Annotated in this window: 18 protein-coding genes and 1 pseudogene; 7 read left to right on the forward strand and 12 right to left on the reverse strand. The window is 71.4% G+C overall.

The window, feature by feature from the left end:
- Positions 1-31: 31 nt before the first annotated feature.
- Positions 32-1,789: a glycoside hydrolase family 26 protein gene (locus QQK49_RS06765; protein WP_284303273.1), complete on the reverse strand. Its 1,758-nt coding sequence runs from the start codon at positions 1,787-1,789 to the stop codon at positions 32-34.
- 550 nt (positions 1,790-2,339) lie between these two features.
- Here QQK49_RS06765 and QQK49_RS06770 point away from each other — a divergent pair.
- Positions 2,340-2,816, forward strand: coding sequence for a hypothetical protein (locus tag QQK49_RS06770; RefSeq protein ID WP_284303274.1), 477 nt, complete (start codon positions 2,340-2,342; stop codon positions 2,814-2,816).
- A 217-nt stretch (positions 2,817-3,033) separates the two neighbouring features.
- Here QQK49_RS06770 and eccCa read toward each other — a convergent pair whose 3' ends face one another.
- Complete coding sequence (gene eccCa, locus QQK49_RS06775; RefSeq protein WP_284303275.1) at positions 3,034-6,708, reverse strand: type VII secretion protein EccCa; 3,675 nt, start codon at positions 6,706-6,708, stop codon at positions 3,034-3,036.
- Between the two features lie 112 nt (positions 6,709-6,820).
- Here eccCa and QQK49_RS06780 point away from each other — a divergent pair, with 112 nt between their 5' ends.
- Positions 6,821-8,008 (forward strand): ubiquitin family protein, encoded by a 1,188-nt coding sequence (locus QQK49_RS06780; protein ID WP_284303276.1) that lies wholly within the window; start codon positions 6,821-6,823, stop codon positions 8,006-8,008.
- Positions 8,005-8,133, forward strand: a complete 129-nt coding sequence (locus tag QQK49_RS06785; protein ID WP_284303277.1) for a hypothetical protein — start codon at positions 8,005-8,007, stop codon at positions 8,131-8,133. The genes QQK49_RS06780 and QQK49_RS06785 overlap by 4 nt, the downstream gene beginning before the upstream one ends.
- Here QQK49_RS06785 and QQK49_RS06790 read toward each other — a convergent pair.
- From QQK49_RS06790 to QQK49_RS06800, 3 genes are read right to left on the reverse strand one after another with little or no spacing between them, the layout of a single operon-like run.
- Positions 8,106-8,540, reverse strand: a complete 435-nt coding sequence (locus QQK49_RS06790) for a hypothetical protein (RefSeq protein ID WP_284303278.1) — start codon at positions 8,538-8,540, stop codon at positions 8,106-8,108. The two genes, QQK49_RS06785 and QQK49_RS06790, sit on opposite strands and share 28 nt — an antisense overlap.
- A 4-nt stretch (positions 8,541-8,544) precedes the next feature.
- The gene (locus tag QQK49_RS06795) at positions 8,545-8,832 is read right to left on the reverse strand and encodes a WXG100 family type VII secretion target (protein WP_284303279.1); all 288 of its coding nucleotides are present in this window, start codon (positions 8,830-8,832) and stop codon (positions 8,545-8,547) included.
- A 10-nt stretch (positions 8,833-8,842) separates the two neighbouring features.
- Complete coding sequence (locus QQK49_RS06800; RefSeq protein WP_284303280.1) at positions 8,843-9,184, reverse strand: WXG100 family type VII secretion target; 342 nt, start codon at positions 9,182-9,184, stop codon at positions 8,843-8,845.
- A gap of 234 nt (positions 9,185-9,418) precedes the next feature.
- On the opposite strand from QQK49_RS06800, the gene QQK49_RS06805 reads away from it, so the two are divergent.
- Positions 9,419-9,964 (forward strand): VldE C-terminal domain-containing protein, encoded by a 546-nt coding sequence (locus QQK49_RS06805; protein WP_284303281.1) that lies wholly within the window; start codon positions 9,419-9,421, stop codon positions 9,962-9,964.
- A 117-nt stretch (positions 9,965-10,081) separates the two neighbouring features.
- On the opposite strand, the gene QQK49_RS06810 is transcribed toward QQK49_RS06805, so the two are convergent.
- A complete protein-coding gene (locus tag QQK49_RS06810; protein WP_284303282.1) occupies positions 10,082-10,345 on the reverse strand; it encodes a hypothetical protein in 264 nt (87 codons plus the stop codon).
- A 426-nt stretch (positions 10,346-10,771) separates the two neighbouring features.
- On the opposite strand from QQK49_RS06810, the gene QQK49_RS06815 reads away from it, so the two are divergent.
- A complete protein-coding gene (locus tag QQK49_RS06815; RefSeq protein WP_284303283.1) occupies positions 10,772-11,281 on the forward strand; it encodes a DUF3145 domain-containing protein in 510 nt (169 codons plus the stop codon).
- A 207-nt stretch (positions 11,282-11,488) separates the two neighbouring features.
- Here the strand turns inward: QQK49_RS06815 and fabF are convergent, their stop codons facing one another.
- The 5 genes from fabF to QQK49_RS06840 all read right to left on the reverse strand — a co-directional run bounded on the left by fabF (position 11,489) and on the right by QQK49_RS06840 (position 16,477).
- Complete coding sequence (gene fabF, locus QQK49_RS06820; RefSeq protein ID WP_284303284.1) at positions 11,489-12,739, reverse strand: beta-ketoacyl-ACP synthase II; 1,251 nt, start codon at positions 12,737-12,739, stop codon at positions 11,489-11,491.
- Between the two features lie 106 nt (positions 12,740-12,845).
- Positions 12,846-13,088, reverse strand: a complete 243-nt coding sequence (locus QQK49_RS06825) for an acyl carrier protein (RefSeq protein WP_284303285.1) — start codon at positions 13,086-13,088, stop codon at positions 12,846-12,848.
- A gap of 83 nt (positions 13,089-13,171) precedes the next feature.
- Positions 13,172-14,224 carry a beta-ketoacyl-ACP synthase III gene (locus tag QQK49_RS06830; protein WP_284303286.1) on the reverse strand — a complete coding sequence of 351 codons (1,053 nt, stop codon included), beginning with the start codon at positions 14,222-14,224 and terminating at the stop codon, positions 13,172-13,174.
- Positions 14,221-15,177 carry an ACP S-malonyltransferase gene (locus QQK49_RS06835; RefSeq protein WP_284303287.1) on the reverse strand — a complete coding sequence of 319 codons (957 nt, stop codon included), beginning with the start codon at positions 15,175-15,177 and terminating at the stop codon, positions 14,221-14,223. The genes QQK49_RS06830 and QQK49_RS06835 overlap by 4 nt, the downstream gene beginning before the upstream one ends.
- Positions 15,178-15,292: 115 nt before the next feature.
- The gene (locus QQK49_RS06840; protein WP_284303288.1) at positions 15,293-16,477 is read right to left on the reverse strand and encodes a PucR family transcriptional regulator; all 1,185 of its coding nucleotides are present in this window, start codon (positions 16,475-16,477) and stop codon (positions 15,293-15,295) included.
- 237 nt (positions 16,478-16,714) lie between these two features.
- Between QQK49_RS06840 and QQK49_RS06845 the strand changes: the two genes are divergently transcribed.
- Both QQK49_RS06845 and QQK49_RS06850 read left to right on the forward strand, forming a co-directional pair.
- On the forward strand, positions 16,715-16,921 hold the full coding sequence (locus tag QQK49_RS06845) for a cold-shock protein (RefSeq protein WP_284303289.1): 207 nt from the start codon (positions 16,715-16,717) through the stop codon (positions 16,919-16,921).
- Positions 16,922-17,078: 157 nt separating this feature from the next.
- The gene (locus QQK49_RS06850) at positions 17,079-18,281 is read left to right on the forward strand and encodes a glycerophosphodiester phosphodiesterase (RefSeq protein ID WP_284303290.1); all 1,203 of its coding nucleotides are present in this window, start codon (positions 17,079-17,081) and stop codon (positions 18,279-18,281) included.
- A 114-nt stretch (positions 18,282-18,395) separates the two neighbouring features.
- On the opposite strand, the pseudogene aceE reads toward QQK49_RS06850, so the two are convergent.
- A pseudogene (gene aceE / locus QQK49_RS06855) lies at positions 18,396-21,163 on the reverse strand (pyruvate dehydrogenase (acetyl-transferring), homodimeric type).
- Between the last annotated feature and the right edge of the window lie 109 nt (positions 21,164-21,272).

A 21,272-nucleotide genomic window follows, 5' to 3' on the forward strand; every position in this document is an offset into this window, starting at 1 on the left:
GCCCACGCCATCGCGAACGCGAGGGACGCGCTCATCGGGGGACCGGGCCGTGCCCGCCCGAGGAGCGCCAGGCGTCGTCGGCCCCGTTCTCCACCGGCGGCTCACCGTCGGAGCGTGCGGCCGGTTCGGACGGACGAGCGGAAGCGTCCGGTGGCGCCGGAGCCTGCCCCGTTGCTCCCGACGACGACTCCGACGGGGTCGGCGTCGACGCTGGTGCTCCCGGCGATGTCTCACCCGGCTGCGGACTCGACCCCGCCTGAGCCGGATTCGACGGCGCCGCAACGGGTGTCGCGCCTGACGGTGGGGACGCCGACCCTGCAGCGGCGACGGGAGTCCTCGCGCCGGACCTGGGCTCGCCCAGCTGCGTCAGCGCTGCCGCGAGTCGCTCACCGGCCAGGGGCACCTGCCCGTCACCGATGGAGTTGGCGATGTAGGCCTCGGGTTCGTCGAAGTAGACGGCCGAATGGATGATGCCGTCCTTGGCGTGCTCGGCGGCGAGGAAATCCATGACGACCCCGATGTAGTAGGGGTTGTCGCCCCCGCCGTGGTCGTTCCCGGGGGCCACACCCCATTCGGGCACGGCGAACTGCTTTCCGTGCGACCGGGCGAACTCCAGCCAGTGGGACCACCCCTGGTCGCCGTCGCGGTGCTCGGGCCAGGTCGACTCGCTGTAGGCGGGCCACCAGTCGTAGGCGTCGAGTCCGACGATGTCCACGACGTCGTCCCCCGGCCACGCGGCGGACGCATCGGGCAGCGAGTCTCCACGCCCCTTGTTGGGATTCCACGTGACGAGCAGGCTCGGGCCGCCGCGCTTGAGCGCGGTCGAGGCGCGCCGGAACGCCGCCTTCCACTGCTCCACGTTCTCGGGGGTCGCATGGTGCTTCCATCCGCCGAGGTTGAACTCCCACCCGATCCGCACGCTCGACCCCGGGTAGCGATCGTGGATCGTGCGCCCGAGCGTCTCCCACTGCTGGTCGTAGCCGCCCGCGGCGGCCGTGTCGAGGTCTCCGTCCTCCTGCCACAACGGAACTCCGACATCGAGCACCCCGGAGAACCCCTCGGGAGCGCGATCGAGCCACCAGGTGTCCATGATCGACTCCCACGACCCGCGCGCCGGAAAGACACCCAGCACCTCGACCTTGCGTCCGACCTTCTCCTGGAAGCGGGCCGTGCGTTCGGTGGAGTGGGCGAACACCCCGAACGCGAACGGACCCCCAGCGCGCGCCGCCGGTGCTCTCTGCGCGGTCGGCGACGGGTCCGTGGCCGGACCAGGCTGTGCAGACGCCGCGGTCGGTGCACCCGAGGCGTAGGTGGGTCGCGCGGAGGGCAGATCGAACGTCGGGGAGGCCGGCGACGGTGAGGTGGACGGCGACGCCTCGACCGCGGACGGCACCGGCACCGGGGTCGACGGCTGCCCCGATGACGGTGCGGGCGCGGGCGCGGGCGCGGGTGCGGCGGAAGGCGCCGCCGGTGAGGACGGCGTCACGGGCGGGGATGGCGGCAGGATGCTGCCGGGCAGGGGAGCCGGGGCGGGATCGGCCTGCACGACGACGGGCGCCGGCGCGGGTGCGGGCACGGCCGCCGGGCCCGCACTTCCAGGAACGCCAGGACCACCAGGAGCCCCCGGATACCCGGGCGCGACGACCACGGTGATGCCCCCGTCGACGACGGGGAGGACCACCTGGACCGTCGGATCGACGGGATTCGCCTGGGCGGGAGCGTGGCTCCCGGCGAGGGTGAGCGCGAGGGCCGTCGTCGAGGCGAGGACCACGCGGGCGAGGGGTGTCATGAGGTGGCCCTTCGGGGTGGGAGGAGATAGAGGGTGTCTGCGGGGCGGCGCGGGTCGGTGCCGGCTGCGGGATCGGCAGCGTCGGCGGTGCTCTGATCCGGTCCGCGCACGAGGGCGCCGGAGGCGGTGAGGGCGTCGGGCACGGCCTCGCCGGGCGCGAGCGCCCCCGGGAGATCCGAGGTCCGACCACCACGGTCTGGCCGTCGATGTGTCCGTAGGCGCGATCGGCCGTGACCACGCGGGTGCTCCACGCGCCGAGGTCCTGCAGTCGACCCGCCCGCAGGTCGACCAACGTGCGTCCCAGAACGCCCCAGGTGGCCGACGGCGAGGCGTTCCACGTGATGGGCGCACCGACGCCCCCGGGGAGTTCGACCGGGCCGCCGAAGACGTACCGGACATCGGTCGTCCGGTCGGCGTGGACCTCGACGGCGGCCGGCGTGCCGGGGCGCACGAGGATGACGAACCCGCCGGTGTAGCCGACGACGGTGGGGAGCAGGCGCGCCGGGTTCTCCCAGACCCCGGACGATCCGACGCTCCCGTCGGGAAGCACGTGCCACCATCCGGCGGGACCGGCCGCGGTGATCTGCCCGTCCTCGTGGGCGGCGAGGGCCGTGGACGCCGCGGGCAGCGCCACCGGTTTCGGACGGTCGTCGGTGACCGCCATGACCTGCCCGTCGCCGAGCGCGACGAGCGGGATCTCGCCCAGCAGCGAGACCGTCGCGCCCGAAGGGAGGTCGAGTCCGTCCGAGGACCCGTCGTCCCGGGACCACCAGAGCAGACGCGCGCCCACCTGCGCCGACACGACGTCACGTCCACCGATGCGGGTGAGGGTGGGTGGGGAGGTGAGCTCACCCTCGGGCAGATCGGCACCCCACCGGACGGTGCCGTCCGCGGCGCCGATCATCATGAGGCGGCGCTGCGCGGTGAGGAGCACGACGTCGTCGGTACCCGCGACGACCGGGCGGGTGCCGGGGAACAACGGTGGGGAGGCCCACGTCGCCTCCGGCCCCCACTCCGCGGGCGGTGAGCCGGGATACCGGTCGACGGCCGTCAGGGAGTCCGGGCCGCCGCGGGTGAACACCCACACGGCGGGGACCGCGACGGCCACGATCACGAGGAGGATGAGCCAGAGTTCACGTCGACGTCGCCGCACGCGACGGGACTGCGTCCGTCGTTCGTGACGGGTGGTCGGCAACGGCGTTGCCGACGGAGCGGTCAGGGTGGTCATCGAGGTCTCCGGCGGGTCACGGGCGGGCGAGGTGGATGAGGGTGGGGGCCTGCCCACGCCTGGCGAGGACGGCTCGGCCCGGCGGCAGCGGCCGAAGGGCGGCGCCCGGCCACAGGGGTCCCTCTTCGGCGTCGCCCGACAGCAGGACGCCGGGACAGCCGAGTTCCTTGATGCGCTGCAGGACCGGGTCGTACAACGCCCGGGCGGCGCCGCCGCAGTGGCGCGCCAGGACGAGGGAGAAGCCGATGTCGGCCCCCGTCGCGAGGAAGGGTTCCAGCGGGGCCAGGGGGTTGAGCCCGCCGATGACGAGCTCGGCGTCGTCGACCACGAGCAGGATTCGGGACGGTCGCGCGGCCGCGTCCGCCGGCCGGCGCGGGTCGGCGCCGGTGAGGCGCGCGCTGCGGGTCTCCAGCTCGGTGACCAGCGAAGCGACGAGCGTGTGAGCGCCAGCGGCGTGCGTGACGTAGCCCGCCAGCCGGTCGGCCGGGACGTCGTCGAGCAGGGTGCGACGGGGGTCGATGACCGCGATCACCGACGTGGGATCGGCCAGCGACTGCTGCACGAGCGACCTGAGCAGGCTGGTCCTGCCACTGCGCCGATCACCGACGACGAGGAGATGGGGTGCGTCCTCACCGAGGCCCACGGGGCGAAGGTCCTGCTCGGAGACACCGATCCACCACCGCGACGCCGCACGATCGGGCAGGTGCAGGTCCGCGAACCGGAGGTCGCGAGGCAGGAGTGCCACGGGCCGTGCCCGGCGCTCGTGCCGGGCCGCGATGCGCCGGTAGGTGGCGCGCTCGTCGATCCCGTCCCCGGGCAGGACGATCTGAGCAGGCCGGCCGGCATCGACGAGCGCCCGTCCCGGACCCGCGGCGGACAGGTGCGCCGACAGGCGCCGGTCCACGACGGAGTCCATCGGCTCACCGAGCCGGAGTTCGAGGCGCGTGTGCAACGACGTCTGTAGCGCCGGTCGCAGGTCGTGCCACCGGGAGGCGGTGAGGACGAGGTGCACGCCGAGGTCGGCGCCGCGCGTCGCGACCGCCACCACCTGCTCGTGCACGTCCTCCGACGCGCGAAGGGTGGTGTAGCCGTCGACCAGCAGCAGCAGCTCGGGGCGTTCGGTGGGGCCGGCGGGGCCGGCGTCCGCTCGCAGGTCGATGGTCCGGACCACGTCGGCGAGGATCCGTCGCGTCAGTTCCTCCTCGCGTCGGCCGGCGACCGACCCGACCTGGGGGAGGTCCTCGAGCGGGCGCAGGCTGTCGCCGTCGAGGTCGACGGCATGGACGAGCAGGTGCTCGGGGCCGTGCCGCTCCGCCAGGGCGTGGACGAGGGCGCGCAGCGTGCTGGAGCGGCCGCTGTCCGGGCCACCGAGCACGACGAGGTGACTGCTGCCGCCTCGCAGATCGAGATCCAGTGGGGCGACACGCTGTTCGGCGGGGAGGTCGACCAGGCCGATGCGGGCGACGAAAGGCAGGCTCGCGGCGTCGCCGAGATCCGTGAGGCCGTCGAGGTCGCTGCGGACCAGGCGCTCGGGCAGCGGGGGCAACCAGACCGGCCGCGTGCGCTCCGTGGCGGCGGCCATGAGATCCACAGCGGTGGCCAGCAACGAGCCGGCCCCGGCGGGCGGTGGACCCGGGCGCGTCGACGCCTCCGCCGTGGCGGATGCGCGGGGTCGGTCCGCCGACCCGAACCAGTCGATCTCCTGCACCCGGTCGGGCAGGACGGGCCGGGGATCGGGAGCCGGCCCGGAGACGTAGGCCGCTTGGAACCGCGTGGTCTCGACCGTGCGGAGGTATCCGCCGCCGGGCGTGACGGGCAGTTCGGCCGCCAGCGTGGACCCGATGACGGCGCGGGACTCCTCGGGGGTGAACGTGCGCAGGGCGAAGCGATAGGACAGGAACGCCTCCAGCCCGCGCAGCCGACCGTCGTCGAGGCGCTGGGAGGCGAGCAACTGGTGCACCCCGATCGACCGCCCGATCCGCCCGATGGTCGTGAACAGATCCAGCAGATCGGGTGTGGCGGTAAGGAGTTCGGCGAACTCATCGACGACGACCAGCAGATGGGGCAGGGGCTGGTCGACCTCACCGCGGCGCCGGGCCTCGCGATGGGCGTAGACGTCGCTGAGTCGGCCGGAGTCGTGCAGCACCTGTTGGCGGCGGGTGATCTCACCGGAGAGGGCCGTGTGCATCCGGTCGACGAGGCCGAGGTCGTCCCCGAGGTTGGTCACGACGCCGGCCACGTGGGGGAGTCGTTCGAGCCCCGCGAAGGTCGCGCCGCCCTTGTAGTCCACGAGCACGAAGGCCAGGTCGTCGGGGTGGTGGGTGGCGGCCAGCCCGAGGACGATGCTGCGCAGCAGTTCGGACTTGCCCGAGCCGGTCGCGCCGACGAGAAGGCCGTGCGGACCGACACCGCCGTGACCGGACTCCTTGAGGTCGAGCCTGACCTCCTCACCGTCGGCGTCGCAGCCGACGGGCACCGTGAGCAGGTCCGGCGGCGCGCCGGGCCGCCAGGAGCGTGCGGGGTCGAAGTCCTCGAGCCGGTCGACACCGAGGACTCTGGCCGGCGCGAGGACCCCGGTCGTCGCGGCGACCCGGTCGTCGCCCCCGTGCCGTGCCGCGACGGCGCGCGTCGTGGACTCCGCGAATCCCGCGTCCACGACGTCGGGCCGCCCGGAGGCGTACTCCACGCCGTCGCGACTCAGCTGCACGGCAGCTCCGCCCGGTGCCACGGCCACCTCGATGCCGACACCCTCCTCCTCGGCGCCGGACAGGCGGATCAGGCAGGTGCCCTCGCCCGCCACCGTGATCTGCTCGCCCTCGACGACGAGAAGGTGACCGATGACGGGGCGACCGTCGGGGCGGGTCCCGTATCCGGTCTGCTCCGGTGGCTGCAGGTCGGGACCGATGCGGGTGGTGCCGTCGGGGCCCTGCAGGTGCGGCAGCCACCGTGCCCAGGCGTACTCCCGGGGCTCGTGCGTGAGGACCGTGAGCCGGAGACTCTCCGGCGGAAGCGCGGCGGCGGCCTGGAGCAGGACCCCGCGGATCACGGCCCGCGTGTCCGCGAGGTCGCCGAGCAGGTGGATGCGGGCGTCGGTCAGATCGAGGAGGAGCGGGGCCGACGGCAGGACGCGGTAGGCGTGGGCGAGGGATTCCATCGCCCGGTTGGTCACCGGATCGCCCTCGGCCTCCGGGAGGTCGATGCGCACCGGATGCGGCAGGGCTCCCGCGCCGATCCGGATCCGGCTCGACTCGGGAGCCGTCCGTGAACGCGGACAGACCGTGCCGGAGAGGACGCGGCCGAACAGGGCGACCGGGTCGGGATGCAGGTCGTCGTCGTGGCGGCGTTGACGCCGCGTCTCCTCGCGGATCTCGCCCCGCACGTCGGTGAGGCCCTCCAGGTACTGCTCCCGGGCCTGGACGAAACGCCGCCGCGGCCCGAACCGGGTCGTCACCGCCATCCCGATCGCTCCGCCGACCGTGACGACCAGCATGATCATCCCGGCGATCAGCATCAGCGCATTGCGTCCGGCGATGAGGAACAGCACCATCCCCAGGCCACCCATCGCGGGCAGGACCACCTGGAGCAGCCCGCCGACCGCCGTCGGGTCGGGAGCGGCGGGCGGGCGGGGGAGCACCTGGACGCGGGGAGCGGGCGCAGGACTCGCCCGGCGTGGGCGGGACGTGGTCGTCATGGCCTCTCCTTCGATCGGGATCCCCACCCTGGTCCCGCTGCGGCCTCGCGTGGTCACCACGTCGCCGGAGCCTGGGGATACGCTCGCGTCCTCCACGACGAAGGCCACACACATGTCCGATGCGATCCGCCGCTGCGTGCGGCTCACCGTCCTCAGCCCCACGGGCCACACCGATCTCGCCGTCGCCGACGACGTGGTCGGCGCCGAGGTCGTCCGCCTCGTCGTCGCAGGTCATGACCGTGATGCGTCCTCCACCGGGTGGGAACTGCTCCACCCGACGCGAGGGGTGCTGCCGCTGGAGCGGACCCTGGGCCACGAGCGCCCCCTCACCGACGGTGACGTGCTCCTGCTGCGTCCTCGCACCGCCGTCGAGGCGTCGCCGCCTGTGGACGACGTCGCGGAACACGCCCGCGCTGCCGGTGGGCCGGCGCGACCCGGCCTGGGCGGAGTGATCACCACCGTGCTCGCGGTGCTCATCGCCCCCAGCGCCACGGTGGTCGTCCGGACGGGGCGGGAGGAGGAACTGATCCTCGCGGTGACGGCCATGGTCATCGGTCTGGCGGCACCGTTCCTCACCCGCGGGCGGACGGTCGCCGCGATGGCCGGAGCAGCGGCCCTTCCCGCCGTCGCGGTCTCGGCCTGGTCGGCGGCCCAGGCGATCGGTGCCGGCGTGGGGACGGCGGCCCTGGCGGCGATCGGGGGAGCCCTGGCGGTCGCCGTCGTCGCCCTCGCCACGGTGCCCGGTCGGTGGTGGCGACCGGCGGTCGTCGCCCTGGGCAGCCTGTTCGCGGTGTCGGGCGTGCATGCGGCGGCCACGCTGACGGTGCACGACGAACCTCGCGCGGCGGCACTGGCCGCGACCGCTGCCGTCTGCGTCCTCGCGGCCGGACCACGGATCTCGCTGGCGACCTCGGGGCTGGGACGGCTGGACGACCGGGTCGCCGCGGGTGAGCAGGTTCGCGAGGACCGGGTGCGCGAGGCGGTGGACCGCGCCTCGGACGACCTGGCCGCGATCACTCTCGTCGTGGGCGTGGCGGTCGTCGCGCTCGCCGGTCCCCTCGCGACCGCGGGTGCGTTCGGTGGCCTGCTGGCCCTGACGATCGCCGCCCTGACGGGGGCACGGGCCAGAGCGATGGTGCGTCCGATCCACGTCGTCCCCCTCGTGTTGGGAGCCGGGCTGGCCGCCGCGCACGTCCTGGTCGTGTCGGTCGCCGGCGAGGACACCCGGGCCGTCCCGGTGCTCGTCGTGGCGCTGACGGTGCTGGTCGTGCTGCTGGCCACGGCGACCGAGCGGGGGTGACGCCCGTGACGGCGGGGCGGACACGGCGACTGGTGGACGTGGTGGAACACCTGGCCGTGATCCTCGTGCCGCTGCTGCTCGCGGGCGTCTTCGACCTCTACCGCGGGGTCTGGGAGAAGTTCTGAGCCATCGGGCCGTAGGGCCGGGCCTCACCGAACGACTCCGCCGGTGACGTCGTCGGCGACGGGGGAACGGGCGCCGGCGACGTCGAGGGCGAAGTGTGCGCGGACGGCTGGGCGCCGGTCGGGGCGAACGGGCTCCCCGTCGAAGGCAGATGCCGTTGCACGGTGGCCCCGACCGCGGTCCCACCGAGGGCGACCGCGGCGAGCAGCAACCCGCCGACGGCATGACGCCAGGTCGGGCCGGAGCGGGCCGGGGCCTCACCGCGACCGAGGGCGCCCGAGAGGCGACCTCGCCGGATCCGGTGGTCCTCGAGGAGGTCGCGGTCGGGCAGTGTCCGGGTGGTCAGGGCCGCGCCCTCGGCACCCGAAGGTGCCGAGGGCGCGGATGTCGCCGAGGTCGATGCGGGCATACCCTCACCCGGCCAGGGTGGACCTGACCCGCGCGCGCATGGTCTCCACGGACTCGGTGTTGGTGCCGAGGGCGAGGGTGATGCGCGTGAGGATCTCGTGGATCTCTCCGGCGGCGCCGTCCCAGCGACGTTGGATGTCCTGGTAGACGGCCTGCTCATCGCCTTCCCAGCCGGCGCAGACCGCGGCGACGTAGGAGGACAGTTCGGTCAGGGTCTGCTGCAGTCCGGTTGCGGTGGAACGCAGTTGAGCCTCGGCGTCGCGGGCGACGGAGGAGTCGTAGCTGATGATCATGTCGGTCTCCTCAGCCTCGGAACGATCCCGCGGACCAGTCCACGGACTGGCCGACGTGACGCAGGGCGGAGGCCTGGTCGGCCTCACCCGTGTCGTAGACGGTCGCCGAGGTGGCCACCCTCCCACGGATGTCCTCCAGGGCCCGGTTGAGTTCGGAGGCCGCCTTCTGCCACCGCGTCTGCACGTCGGTGAAGGAGGCGAAGGAGGCTCCGCGCCAGGCGCCGGGCAGCGCGGCCAGGGACGCGCTGAACTGCGTGAGCGCGGCGTTCATGGCCTGATGCGTGGTGTCGAGGTTGCCCGCATGGCGCGCGATCGCGCCGTCGGTGACGGAGTATCTGCTGGACGTGCTCATTCTCGGTCCTCCAGGTGAGGTGATGGGTGGTGCCTCGACGCTAGGAACATCCGCGCACCCGGACACCGTCGTGTGGCGCACCTGTGGACGAGTGAGCGCCGCGGGGGCAGGTCGCCGATTCCTGTGGAGAACGGGGCCTCTGGGCAAAGCCCGGGCAAACTCCCGGTCAGAACTGGGATAACACTGAGGTCACGGAATGGACACGGACAGATCACGTCGTGCAGCCTTCAGGCCATGAGTCGCTTTCCCCTGAGCGGTCTCGCCCGTCCCTCCGTCATCGCTGCGGCCTGCGCCGCAGCGATCGCCGCCGGAACGGGTGTGGCCACAGCCGCCCCTGCCAACGCCCACCCCGCGCCCCGCGTCGGAACGTTCTCCACCCACGTGCAGAACGCGCAAGGCCTCGCGATGTCCTGCCGCCTGTCCACCGGGCCGGGCACCTCCGGTCTCCAGTCCTGGCCCGCCGCCGTCCGTGCCCGCATCGCCGCCGAGTTCGGCATGACGAACATCGGTGGCCACCGGCCGGGCAGCGGTCGTAGCGACCACCACACCGGTCACGCCATCGACGTCATGGTGCGTGGCGAGAAGGGCACGGAGATCGCGAATTGGGTCCGCGCGAACGCGCGCGGGCTCAACGTCAAGTACGTCATCTGGGAGCAGGGCTACTGGCAGCCCGGCATGTCGGGCTACCGCCCGATGGAGGACCGCGGCGGTGATACCGCGAACCACTACGACCACGTGCACATCTCGTTCAAGCAGGGCGCGGGCAGCTGCCCCTCCTGATCCTTCTCGACCTTTCATGGGTGAGTCGCGCGATCGCGCATCTCACCCGACGCACGACAGGAGCGGCCCGCATCAGCGGGCCGCTCCTCTCGTATGTGACTGCGCGTGGCAGACGCCTCAGGCGTCGGCGAGCGTGAGACCGATCGTCGACAACAGCTCGTACGGCGGGATCTTCGTGCCGCCGGAGGCGATCGCGAGAAGCGCCGAGGCGAGGCTCGCCATGGCCGAGGTGAGGATCAGCGGGTCCTGCTCGCCCATCTCGTCGCGCAGGACGTCGACGTACTCGTTGACCGTGCAACCGCCGTCCATGCTCTGCAGACGTGCGGTCAGGATGGCCATGGCGCTCTGCATTCCCGGCGCCGGCATCGTGTTCTCGTTCATGTGCTCTTCCCCTCCCGGTTCGGGCTTTCCGTTCCCCAGCGGTCGCAGCCTTCTGCGTCGCCCGTCGTCGATGAGTGAACCGTACGTCTTGATCACCTGTCCAGTATGGGGGTGAGGTTTTGAATGCATCCGGACGTCCGACCAGGTCAGCCGTCCAGTCGGCCGCATGGCACCCATCGCTTCGCGGGGGAGGTGCGGGGGAAGGCCCGCCCCGACGCCATGCCGAATCTTGACGAAATCATGGGTTGGAACCTTCGGGGGCCTGGGGCACAATGAAACGACATCGGTGGCATTTCTGCCGCCGATCTCGACATAAGCGGCCGTCGTGGTCGTCCATATCGTCATCGGTGATCCGGTCGCCCAGATCATCCACCACCTGCACCCGAGGTCGTTGGGGAAGACGTCCCTCACACGCAGGAGGTTCGAATGTCGGTCGCACCGTCGACGCTGATGACCACCGGGATGGTGTTCGTGCACTCATCTCCGGTGGCGCTGTGCCCGCACATCGGGTGGGCACTCGAAACCGTGCTGGGTCAGCCCGTCCGTCTGGACTGGCAACCCCAGCCACTCGGTCGTTCGCTCATGCGCGCCCAGTTCGCCTGGGGCGGTGAAGCAGGAACGGGCGCGCGCCTGGCCAGCGGTATGCGCGGCTGGGAGAGCGTGCGCTTCGAGGTGACCGAGGACGCCAGCCCGGGCTGTGACGGCTCTCGCTGGACCCACACTCCGAGCCTGGGTATCCACCACACCTGGCTGGCGGCCAACGGCGACGCGGTCGTCAACGAGGATCGCCTTCGCGCCGTGTTGCGCACCACCGACGGCGCCGGGCTGCGTGCCGAGCTCGATCGCGCACTAGGCACGGCGTGGGACGCCGAACTCGACCCCTTCCGCCACGCGGGCGACGGCGCCCCGACGAGGTGGCTGTACAGGGTCAGCTGACTCTTCCTCGGCGCCTTGGGGGCGCCGGGAGGACGGTGTGCGTCGGAACTGCGTGCAACGCACATCGGTCGTCGTCGGAGAACAGGTTCGTGGGGATGGAACCGGTCCTTCGGCGACAGTGGCTCGAACGTCGAAGGACCGGCCGAACCCTTTCGGGGGTGTTCGGCCGGTCCTTCGTCTTGCCGTCAGGGCCTGCTCGGCGCCTGGTCAGCTCATGCGTCGGAACGCCAGCGTGACGTTGTGTCCGCCGAAGCCGAAGCTGTTGTCCAGCGCGACGATGTCGCCCTCGGGCAGGGTGCGGTGGTCGCCGGCGACGACGTCGAGGTCGATCGCCTCGTCCATCGTGTCGAGGTTGATCTGCGCCGGGGCCGTGCGCTCCTGCAGGGCCTTGATCGTGAAGATCGCCTCGAGAGCGCCGGCCGCGCCGAGCAGGTGCCCGGTCATGGACTTGGTGGCGCTGACCGCGACGTGGTCGACGTGCCCGCCGAGCGCGGAGCGCACCGCCTTGGACTCCGCGACGTCACCGGCGGGGGTCGAGGTCGCGTGCGCGTTGAGGTGCACCACGTCGGCGAGGTCGATGTCACCGGACTCCAGCGCCAGGCGCATGGCCGTGGCCGCGCCGATCCCCTCGGGCTCGGGTGCGGCGATGTGGTGGGCGTCGGTGCTGACACCGACGGAGACCAGCTCCGCGTGGATCTTGGCGCCGCGCGCGACCGCGTGGTCGTAGGTCTCGAGCACGAGCATGGCCGCGCCCTCGCCGATGAGGAATCCGTCGCGGTCGACGTCATACGGTCGCGAGGCGCGCTCGGGGTCGTCGTTGCGCGTGGACAGGGCCTGCATCGCCGAGAATCCGGCGATGGGCAGCGGGTGGACGGCCGCCTCGGAGCCGCCCGCGACGACGATGTCGGCGCGCCCGGTGCGCAGGATCTGGATGGCCGACCCGATGGCCTCGGCGCCCGAGGCGCACGCGCTGACCGGCGTGTGACCGCCGGCGCGGGCACCGAGCTCGAGGGAGACCATGGCCGTGGGCGAGTTGACCAGCAGCATGGGGACCGCCAACGGGGAGACCCGTCGAGGACCCTTCTCGCGCAGGTTCTCCCAGGCCGTGATGAGGGTGTCGATGCCGCCGATGCCCGACCCGACGGAGACCGCGAGGCGCTCGGGCTCGACCTCGGGACTGCCCGCGTCCTTCCACGCCTCGCGTGAGGCGATGAGGGCGTATTGGGCGCACGGGTCCTGGCGACGCAGTTCGACCCGGGTGAGCACGTCCGAGGCCGGGACGGCCAGGGTCGCACCGAAGGTCACCGGGAGGTTGTACTCCTCGACCCAGTCGGCCTCGAGCCGGCGGGCGCCGGAGGTGCCGGCGAGCAGCGCTTCCCAGGTCGAGGACACGTCGCCGCCGAGGGGCGACGTCGCGCCGAGACCGGTGACGACGATCCGGTCTGAAGTGGTGGACATGGGCGGTTCCTCCTGCATGGAGCTCTCTGTGGGGTCGTCGGTCGACGACTGTGGGCCATCGGTGACGGCGGGGGTGGGTGCGGCCCGCGGGCCGCACCCGGGTGGATCAGGACGCGTTCTTGATGAAGTCGACGGCGTCCTGGACGGTGCGCAGGTCCTTGACCGACTCGTCCGGGATCTTGACGCCGAACTTGTCCTCGGCCTCGACGACGATCTGCATCATCGAGAGGGAGTCGATGTCGAGGTCCTCCTGGAAGGACTTGCTGGGCTCGACGGCCTCGGCCTCGATCCCGGTCTCGGTGTTGATGATCTCGGCCAGGCCGGCGAGGATCTCCTGATCGGATGCCATGGGCTTCTCCTTCGTGTCGTAGCGCTGTGGTCGGTTGATGTCCGAGGTCCCGTCGGACGGCGGGAGTCTGTGGATGTGGTCGGTCAGGGGATGCGGACGACCTGGCCCGCCCAGGCGAGTCCGGCTCCGAATCCCATGAGCAGAGCCAGGTCCCCGCTCTTGGCGCGCCCTTCGCGCACCAGGCGGGTGAGGGCCAGGGGTACCGAGGCGGCCGAGGTGTTGGCCATGTCGACGAGGTCGTCGCGGGCGACGACGACGTGCTCGGGCAGCTTCATGCGCTTGATCATGGCGTCGATGATGCGGACGTTGGCCTGGTGGGGGACGAAGACGTCGAGGTCGTCGGCGGTGATGCCGGCCGCGTCGAGGATCTCGTCGACGACCGGGGCCATCTTGGTGACGGCCCACCGGAACACCGACGGCCCTTCCATCCCGATCGAGGGGAAGGGGAACACCTCCTCGGGCAGGGTTCCGCTGGATTCCATCGTCTCCCAGTCGCGCCGGACCGCGGTCCAGTCGCGGGTCTGGGCGATCTGCATGGCGCCGGATCCGTCGGCGCCGAGCACCGAGGCGGAGATGCCGGGGGAGTCCGAGGGGCCGACCACCGCGGCGCCGGCTCCGTCGCCGAAGATGAATGCCGTCGTGCGGTCGGCGGGGTCGCGGAAGTCGGAGAACTTCTCGACACCGATGACCAGGACGTGTGTCGCGGACCCGGCACGGACCGCGTCGTCGGCGGCCGCGAGGCCGTAGCAGAACCCCGAGCACGCGGCGCCGAGGTCGTAGGCGGCCGCGTGCGTCGCGCCGAGGGCGTCGGCGACCATCAGGCCGGCGGCCGGCGTCTGCCAGGGGTGGGTGATCGTCGCGAGGATGACGAGGTCGAGCTGCTCGGGAGCGATTCCCGCGTCCTGCAACGCGGCCCGGCCGGCCGAGGCGGCCATGGCGACCACGGTCTCCTCGGGGGCGGCGACACGGCGCGCACTGATGCCCGACCGGTCGCGGATCCACTCGTCGCTGCTGTCGATGGCCTCGACGATCTCGGCGTTGGGCACGACGCGTTCGGGCCGGTGGTCACCCAGGCCCAGGATGGCCGTGTACTCCGATCCGCGCCGTTGGGCCAGGCGGATCTCCTCGCCGCTCATGCGTTCTCGCTCTGGTGGGCCTGGACGAACGCGCGGGCGTCGTCCAGGGTGTCGGGTCCGGCCAGCGCGAAGCGCTCGACGTCCTTGAGTCCGCGCTTGGCCAGACCCACGAGCGTGCCGGAGGGGACGAGCTCGAGGATGCCGGTGACACCCAGGGCCGCGAAGCGCTCCATGCACAGGTCCCACCGGACGGGGTTGCTCACCTGGTCCACGAGGCGCCTCACGAGTTCGGTGCCGCTCGTGACCTCCTGCCCGTCGCGGTTGGAGACGACCGGGACGCGGGGGTCGGCGACCTCGGCCGAACCGGCCGCGTCGTCCAGGGCCTGCACCGCGGAGGCCATGTAGGAGGTGTGGAACGCCCCGGCGACCGACAGGGGCACGACCCGGGTGCGGGCGGGCGGAGCGGCGCCGAGTGCGGCGAGTGCCTCGAGGTCGCCCGCGGCCACCACCTGGCCCGCGCCGTTGACGTTGGCCGGGGTCAGGCCGTGCTCCTCGATCGCGGCCAGCACCTCCTCGGGCTTTCCGCCGAGGACCGCGCTCATGCCGGTGGGGTGGGCGCCGCTGGCCCCGGCCATGGCCCGCCCGCGCACGCCGACCAGCCGCATCGCGGTGGCCGGGGTGAACGCGCCGGAGATCGCCGCGGCGGTGAACTCGCCCACGGAGTGTCCGGCGACGGCGACGGCCGGTGGCGTCGGCACGACGTCGGTGGCCTCGGCGCCCTCGGGGTCGAGGAGCGCGGTGAGACTGAGCAGACCGCTGGCCACGATGAGCGGCTGGGCGACCGCGGTGTCGCGGATGGTGTCGGCGTCGGAGGTCGTGCCGTGGGCGAGCAGATCGACGTCCGCGGCCTCGGCGTAGGCCTCGAGGCGGCCACGGAGGCCGGGGACCTCGAGCCACGGGGTGAGCAGACCGGGGACCTGAGCGCCCTGTCCAGGGCAGACGATGACCAGCACCAGCCCAGCCTGTCGGACGCACGTCCCGATCACCGTCTCGGACGGCTACAACTACCAGCCGGTCTTTTGGAGGATTCCTACAAAACGTGAGGGGCTCGGGCGGGTGTGGGCGGGGTCACTCCGTCGGCCGCATCCGCCGGAACCGGGCCTCCGACGGCGCGAGACGCCCCAGCGCCAGCCCGGTGGCGAGGACGTGGGCCTCCCGCGGGACGGTCGGGTCGAGGCCGATGAGCTGAGCCACGCGCCCGAGGCGGTAGCGCACCGTGTTGGCGTGAACGTACATCGCGCGGGCGGTGGCCTCCAGGCCCCGCCCGGCGTCGAGGTAGGCCGTGACCGTCTCGACGAGTTCGCCGCCCGCGGCGTGCAGCGGCGTGAAGGTGCGTTCGACGAGCATCGTCCGCGCCGGTTTCTCGCCGAGGAGCGCGCGTTCGGGCAGGAGGTCGTCGGCGTCGACGACCCTCGGCGCCGCCGCCCAGGCCGGAGCCGCCAGCAACCCCGACAGCGCGGCCCGCGCGGACCGTCCGGCGGCGAACAGGCGGGGGACGACCGGGCCGACGACGACCGGGCCGTCACCGAAGTGCGCGGCCACACCGTCGGCGGCCTCGCGCACGCCCTCCCCACCCAGGACCGCGATCAACGTGCGTCCCTGGACCCCGAGGAGGCAGGAGATCCGCGCCCGTTCGGCGGTCCGGCGCAGGGCGTCCATCCCCACGTCGGCGTGCTGGGGTGAACGCCCGACGACGACGAGGACCGGGGCCGTGTCGCCCCACCCGAGCGCGTTGGCGCGCAGCGCGACGTCCTCCTGCCCGTCACCGCGGACCAGGGCGTCGACGACGAGGGATTCCAGTCGCGCGTCCCAGGCTCCCCGCCGTTCGTAGGCGAACGCGTAGACGTGGGCCGCCGCGAAGGCGACCTCACGGGAGAAGCGCAGGATCGTCTCGGTGAACGCCGCCTCGTCTCCGGGCGACGCCAGGTCGTCGACCCGCGACTCGACGACCTCGAGGACCCCGCGGATGAGGTCGAGGGTCTGGGGGAGGGAGATGGAGCGGGTCAGCTCGGTCGGGGCCGCGCCGAAGATCGCGGAGGTCAGGCGGGTGATGTCGTCCGATCCCCGACACCACCGCACGAACGAGGCGATGCCCGTGTGCGCGACGACCGAGACCCAGGAGCGCTCCGCGGCGGGGAGGGCGCCATACCAGTCGAGGGTGGACTCCAGATGGCCGTTGGCCGCGGTGGTCAGCGTCCCGATGGAGCGTTCCAGGCGCGCGACGGTCTCCTCGCTGCACCGGGCCTCGCTCATGGGGTCACGGTAATCCGCCGGCCGTCTCCTCGACGCCGCAGGTCGCCGGCGCCGACCCCCACTGTGCACCCCGATCACCATGGGGTAGGGTGAGTCGCGTTGTTGAAGTTGGCATTGGCGAAGCATGTCTGTACCGGCCCACGTGGGTCGTGCGTCTTTCTGAGCTCAAGTGTCGTACGCATCAGCACTCCGGAGCCCCCGAGATACGGGTGGCCCCACTCGGAAAGAGGTTTGGATATGACGACTGGCACCGTGAAGTGGTTCAACGCCGAAAAGGGCTTCGGCTTCATCGCCCCCGACGACGGCTCCGCCGATGTCTTCGCGCACTTCTCCGCCATCAACTCCTCCGGCTACCGCTCGCTCGACGAGGGTGCCAAGGTCGAGTTCGAGACCACGGCCGGCCAGAAGGGCCCGCAGGCGTCCAACATCTCCGTGATCGGCTGATCTCGGACACAGGTTTTCTCAGGAGGCCCCGCACCGTTTCGGTGCGGGGCCTCCTGCTGTCCCAGGCGGATTCGTCCACCCTGCGTTCGGCTTCAGATCACCGGTTCGTCATCACGACGACCGTTCGGCGTGGCCGGGGCGGTGTGGGATCGCGCTCATGAAGCGACTACTGCCCGTTGCCGCGGTCTCCGCCGCGCTCCTGCTCACCGCCACAGCCACCTCCGTCTCCGCCGCCCCTGCGCAGGTCGCCGAGGGCGACTCCGCCCGGGCGCACGGGATCTCCGGGCAGAATGAGGGTCACGGCACCCGTGGCAAGCACCGTGAGAACAGCAGGACGAAGATGCCCTCTCCGCTCGTCGTCGCGCATCGTGGCGCCTCGGGCTACCGCCCCGAGCACACGGTCGGCGCCTACGAACTCGCCGTGCAGATGGGGGCCGACTACATCGAGCCCGACCTGGTGATGACCAAGGACGGCGTGCTCGTCGACCGTCACGAGCCCGAGATCTCGGGCACCACCGACGTGGCCTCCCGCCCCGAGTTCGCCCAGCGCAAGACGACCAAGTCGCTCGACGGCGTCAAGACGACGGGCTGGTTCACCGAGGACTTCACCCTCGCCGAGCTCAAGACCCTGCGCGCCAAGGAGCGGCTGCCCGAGGTCCGTCAGCAGAACACCATCTACGACGGGATGGACGACGTGCCGACCTTCGAGGAGGTGCTCAAGCTGCGCGAGTCCCTGTCGAAGAAGTACGGCCGCACCATCGGCGTCATCCCCGAGATCAAGCACTCGGCGTACTTCCACGAGGCCGGGTTCGACCCCGAGAAGCCGTTCGTCACGCTCGCGAAGAAGTACCACCTCAACAAGCCCAGCTCGCCGATGTGGTTGCAGTCCTTCGAGATCAGCAACCTGCGTTACGTCCGCACCCTGGGCTACAAGGCCAACTCGACGTTCCTGGCCTCGGCCACCGGCGGCCCGTACGACCTGGTGGCCAAGAAGGACTCCCGCGACTACGCCTACTGGATGTCGCCGAAGGGTCTGGACGAGCTGTCGACGTTCGCCGACGGCATCGGGCCGGTCAAGGAACTCGTCATCCCCAAGAAGGCCGATGGCAGCCTGGGCGAGCCGACGTCCCTGGTCAAGGACGCGCACGCGCGCGACCTCGAGGTCATCCCGTGGACCTTCCGCAACGAGAACCAGTTCATGGCGACGGACTTCCGCCGCGGCACGAACCCGGCCGACTACGGCGACGCCGTGGAGGAGATGGTCGTGTACCTGCGGACCGGGATCGACGGGGTGTTCACCGACAACCCGGACACCGGCGTCGTCGCCCGCAAGGAGTTCTGGGCCGAACAGGGTCGCTGACACCGCCACCCCCTGGGGGTTGTTCCACACGGGAGACTGTCGCGAGACACACGTGGGCCCCTCCGACCGGCCGGTCGGAGGGGCCCACGGTCATGCCCGGGCGTCAGATGCGGGTCAGGACTCGCCGCCCGCGTTGCCGGACGCGCCGGCGGTCACGTCGAGCAACTTGTACTTGGCCGCGGCCTCGCGAGGCACCGAGTCGGAGACCTCACCACGCTCGGCCAGCATCTGCAGCACCTTGACGACCATCGAGGGGCCGTCGATGTGGAAGAACCGCCGAGCCGCCTGGCGGGTGTCGGAGAACCCGAACCCGTCGGCGCCGAGGGCCGCGTAGTCACCGGGCACCCAGGGAGCGATGAAGTCCTGCAGCTCGCTGGCGTAGTCGCTGGTGGCCACGACGGGACCCTGACGGTCACGCAGGCAGCGGGTGACGTGCGGGATCCGCTCGTCGCTGTCGGGGTGGAGGAACTTCTGCTCGTCGCAGGCCTGGGCCTCGCGCCGCAGCTCACCCCAGCTCGTCACGCTCCACACATCGGCGATGACGCCCCAGTCGTTCTTGAGGAGCTTCTGCGCCTCCACCGCCCACGGCACACCGACACCGGAGGCCAGCAGCTGCGCGTGCGGCGCGGACTCGGCGTTCTCGATGCCCTCGCCGTCGCCCTCGGAGAAGAGGTACATGCCGCGCAGGAGCCCGTCGACGTCGAGGTTGTCCGGCTCGGCCGGCTGCTGCATCGGCTCGTTGTAGACGGTGATGTAGAAGATGACGTCCTCGGGGTCCTCGCCGTACATGCGTGCCAGGCCGGACTCCACGATGTGGGCGATCTCGTAGGAGAACGCCGGGTCGTAGTGCACGACGGCCGGGTTGGAGTTGGCCAGGACGGGGGAGTGACCGTCCATGTGCTGCAGGCCTTCTCCGGCGAGCGTGGTGCGACCCGCGGTGGCTCCGATGAGGAATCCGCGTGCCATCTGGTCGGCGGCCGCCCAGATCGCGTCGCCGGTGCGCTGGAAGCCGAACATCGAGTAGAAGACGTACACCGGGAGCATCGGCTCCGCGTGGGTGGTGTACGAGGTACCCGCGGCGGTGAACGCCGCCACCGAACCGGCCTCGTTGATGCCCAGGTGCAGCATCTGCCCCTGCGGAGACTCGCGGTAGGCGAGCATGAGCTCCGCGTCGACCGAGGTGTAGTTCTGGCCGTGCGGGTTGTAGATCTTGCTCGTCGGGAAGAAGGAGTCCATACCGAACGTGCGGGCCTCGTCGGGGATGATCGGCACGACGCGCTTGCCGAACTCCTTGTCGCGCATGAGGTCCTTGAGCAGACGCACGAAGGCCATCGTCGTGGCGACGAGCTGCTTGCCCGAGCCCTTCTTGATGGACTTGTACGCCGAGCTGTCGGGCAGGTGGATGTGCTGGGCGTTCGCGCGCCGCTCCGGCACCGGGCCACCGAGCTTGCGGCGACGCTCGAGCAGGTACTCGATGCGCTCGTCGTCGGGGCCGGGGTTGTAGAACGGCGGCAGGTACGGGTCGGACTCGAGCTGCTCGTCGCTGATCGGGATGTGCAACGTGTCGCGAAGCGACTTAAGGTCCTCGATCGCGAGCTTCTTCATCTGGTGCGTCGCGTTGCGGCCGGCGAAGTGCTGACCGAGGGTGTAGCCCTTGATCGTGTGGGCCAGGATGACCGTCGGCTGGCCGGAGTGACGCACCGCGCGGTCGTAGGCGGCGTACACCTTGTGGTAGTCGTGGCCGCCGCGCTTGAGCTTCCACCAGATGTCGTCGTCGGTCCAGTTCTCCACCAGCTTGCGGGTGCGCGGGTCGCGTCCGAAGAACTTCTCGCGGATGAACTGGCCGTCGTTCGCGCGGAACGTCTGGTAGTCGCCGTCCGGGGTGGAGTTCATCAGGTGGACGAGGGCGCCCTGGCTGTCGGCCGCGAGCAGGTCGTCCCAGCCGCGACCCCAGATGCACTTGATGACGTTCCAGCCCGCACCGCGGAAGAACGCCTCCAGCTCCTGGATGATCTTGCCGTTGCCGCGCACCGGGCCGTCGAGACGCTGCAGGTTGCAGTTGACGACGAACGTGAGGTTGTCGAGCTCCTCCATGGCCGCCCACTGCAGGGCACCGCGGCTCTCGACCTCGTCCATCTCGCCGTCACCGAGGAACGCCCACACGTGCTGGTCGGAGGTGTCCTTGATGCCGCGGTTGGTCAGGTACTTGTTGAACTGCGCCTGGTAGATCGCGTTGATCGGGCCCAGACCCATCGACACGGTCGGGAACTGCCAGAAGTCGGGCATGAGCCGCGGGTGCGGGTAGCTCGGCAGGGCGAGCGGTTTGCCGTCGACGACGTGGCTGTGCTCCTGGCGGAATCCGTCCATCTGCTTCTCGGGGATGCGTCCCTCGAGGTAGGCGCGGGCGTACATGCCGGGGAGGCGTGGCCCTGGAAGAAGACCTGATCGCCGCCGCCGGGGTGGTTCTGGCCGCGGAAGAAGTGGTTGAGGCCCACCTCGTACAGGGTCGCGGCCGAGGCGTAGGTCGAGATGTGACCACCGACGCCGACGCCGGGACGCTGCGCACGGTGCACGAGCACCGCGGCGTTCCACCGGATGAGACGGCGGAAGGCCCGCTCCATGTCCTCGTCACCGGGGAACCACGGTTCCTGCTCCAGCGGGATGGTGTTGATGTAGTCCGTCGTGGTGAGCGAGGGGACGCCGACCTGACGGACACGGGAGTGTTCCAGGAGGCTGAGCATGATGTATCGGGCTCGCTGCTGCCCCTGCTCGGCGATGAGGCCGTCGAGCGCTTCTCGCCACTCCTGCGTCTCATCGGGGTCGATGTCGGGGAGGCGACTCGGTAGGCCGTTGATGATCGGGCCTGCATCGTCCGGGCGCACGTGTGTGTCCTTTCTACCGGCGACTACGGCCGCCGAAGGCGACCTGCATCACAGTCACCTTAGTAGCCGGTCCGGGCTTGTTCTCGGAGAGGGGGCGACAGAGATTGAT

Origin of the sequence: Mobilicoccus caccae, from assembly GCF_030161635.1 — a bacterium.
Lineage (GTDB): Bacteria > Actinomycetota > Actinomycetes > Actinomycetales > Dermatophilaceae > Mobilicoccus > Mobilicoccus caccae.